Source organism: Cetobacterium sp. (assembly GCF_048470075.1).
Classification (GTDB): domain Bacteria; phylum Fusobacteriota; class Fusobacteriia; order Fusobacteriales; family Fusobacteriaceae; genus Cetobacterium_A.
In genome coordinates this window covers 1-2,222 of record NZ_DBGBQB010000222.1, presented here as the reverse complement: position 1 = coordinate 2,222, position 2,222 = coordinate 1, and the positions used below count along the sequence as shown (strand labels likewise).

3 protein-coding genes are annotated in these 2,222 nt (G+C 31.5%); 1 reads left to right on the top strand and 2 read right to left on the bottom strand.

Annotated features, from left to right (window positions below):
- Positions 1-551, top strand: a 551-nt coding sequence (locus ACMOUI_RS07855) for an EamA family transporter (RefSeq protein WP_418965174.1), incomplete at its 5' end; no start/stop codon positions are given.
- An 82-nt stretch (positions 552-633) separates the two neighbouring features.
- Here ACMOUI_RS07855 and ACMOUI_RS07850 read toward each other — a convergent pair.
- Together ACMOUI_RS07850 and ACMOUI_RS07845 are read right to left on the bottom strand one after the other, a co-directional pair.
- The gene (locus ACMOUI_RS07850; protein ID WP_418965173.1) at positions 634-1,254 is read right to left on the bottom strand and encodes a DUF1847 domain-containing protein; all 621 of its coding nucleotides are present in this window, start codon (positions 1,252-1,254) and stop codon (positions 634-636) included.
- A 39-nt stretch (positions 1,255-1,293) separates the two neighbouring features.
- Positions 1,294-2,079: a sulfite exporter TauE/SafE family protein gene (locus tag ACMOUI_RS07845; RefSeq protein WP_418965172.1), complete on the bottom strand. Its 786-nt coding sequence runs from the start codon at positions 2,077-2,079 to the stop codon at positions 1,294-1,296.
- Positions 2,080-2,222 lie beyond the last annotated feature (143 nt).

Here is a 2,222-nt window from a genome sequence, read left to right as displayed (position 1 = left end):
TTATTAATCCATTACTTTTAATTCTTGCTGGAAGATTTATTTTTAAAGAAACTTTAAGTAAACATCAAAAAACTGCAATCATTTTAGCTACATTAGGAGTATGCTATATGTCCATTATTTATCAAAAATTGCCATTATACTCTCTTTTAGTAGCAGGAACTTTTACAGGCTATAGTATTGCAAAAAAGAAAATCAAAATTGATCCTATTTTAGCATTAACAATTGAAACACTGGTATATTTCCCAATTGCAATTTTATATTTACTAATGATTAAAGGTGGAAAAGGAATAGAGGCAACAAATTTTGATAAAATATTGTTAATGGGAGCAGGAGTTGTAACAGTAATACCACTTTTTCTTTTTTCTTTGGGAGCAAAATTATCAAAACTATCATCTATTGGGTTTTTTCAATACCTTACACCCACATTGGTTTTACTACTTGGTGTCTTCGTATTTGGAGAAAATTTTTCAAGTGTACATACAATAACATTCTCTTTAATTTGGAGTGGTCTCATTATATATACTGCATCTCTTTTTAGAGCAAATAGATAACCTTATCTATCTTATCTGTAAAAAACAGCTTAGGCCTCAATAGGCTTAAGCTGTTTTTTTTTAATTCATCTATTATATCTATTTAAAATAATTTTTTCTTATAGTAAGCGTCAGCTTGATATATCGCTGCCACTGGGTTATGGCATAGCACTCTATCCTTTACAGCAAACACAGTAACTGGTGCCTCTGAATGCTTTATAAATAGTGTGTCGTGTCCTACGCAAAGACCAAATAAAATATTTAAATCTGTTTTTTCCTCATTTAGGTGCAGAGCTTGACCAATAGGATTACACATTATATCATTTTTTACATAGCTCTCTTTTTCCTCTTGTGGTATCCCTAAGAATCCCTTTAATATAGCTCCATTTTTACAGATTACAGAAACTACTTTTAACCCGTGGTGCTCCAAAATCTTTACAAAAGTTTTAGCTTCCTCATGTAGTCCTGTACAAAAAGCTAATCCTATACGCTCATAGCCACATTTTTTTGCAAAAGCTATTATCTCTTGAACACGAGTCCAATTTGTATTTCCTTCAGCCTCTACCAAAGCTGATTGAATAGCAATCGTCAAATCATCTCCCACATGTAATTCTTTAGCTTTGTTTTGCATCTCATCATTTCTACTTGGGCAGAATACCTTTGGCATCTTCTCTTTATCTTTTGTTAAGCACCCTCTTGTCACACATTTTGCACAAATACTCATTTTTTTCTCCTATCTCATTGTTTTTTATTTTTTTACTACTTATAGAACTCCTAAGTAGCTCATTCCATTGTAAACACTTATCAATATTATTCCGACAACCATACAAAGATATATCTTATCCACACCTTTTAAAGATAGTTTTTTTGAAATTATAGGTCCTACAGTACCTCCTAAAACTCCTCCTGCAACCATCATTACAAATGCTAACCAAACAAATTCAGGCATCCCTTTAAATAAAGTTTGTGCCACACTTATACCTTGTGAAAACAATATGATGTAGATTGAGTTTATAGCTGCCTCTTTAGAGTTAAGTCCAAAGAATAGATATAAAACCATCAGATTAATTGGTCCTCCACCTATTCCCAAAAATGAAGATAATGCTCCTAGAAAAAATCCAATAATCAATGATACAGCTTCACTTTCTATATCAAAAGGTTTTATTCTAGATTTTTGGATTGTAAATATTAAAACTCCAACAGTTACAACTGCTAAAACAAAAGATTGTACAGCTCCAGCCATATTTGGGTCTCCACTTGCCACTTTTACCCAATCAAAAAGCTGTTTCCCTAAAAGTCCTCCCACTGATGCTCCAATAGCCAGACAAGTTCCCCTTTTCTTCTCTGGTTTAATTCCAGCTTTGCTATTACGATATAGTGTCATACTTGTCATTCCAAGAACTGTGCACCCTGATAAAAAGCTAATTGCTGATACATTCATTGTCCCCATTGCATCAAGAACTGGCTTAATAATAACTCCTCCACCGATACCACTAATTGCACCTAAAATTGATGCACCTAAACAAACTAAAAAATAAAATATCTCCATTTTTTACTCTCCCTCGTGTTTTATTAATTTTTTATAACTCATTTTATATATTTTTAATATTTTTAGTCAATATATTGTTTTTATTTAATTTTTTTTGTTCAAATTTTAATCTTTTAGTGTTTTTTTAATGTGCTTTATTAATA

Excerpts from the sequence above, each read along its gene's own strand:
- ACMOUI_RS07850 (WP_418965173.1), bottom strand. The coding sequence starts at position 1,254 with ATGAGTATTTGTGCAAAATGTGTGACAAGAGGGTGCTTAACAAAAGAT.
- ACMOUI_RS07845 (WP_418965172.1), bottom strand. The coding sequence starts at position 2,079 with ATGGAGATATTTTATTTTTTAGTTTGTTTAGGTGCATCAATTTTAGGT.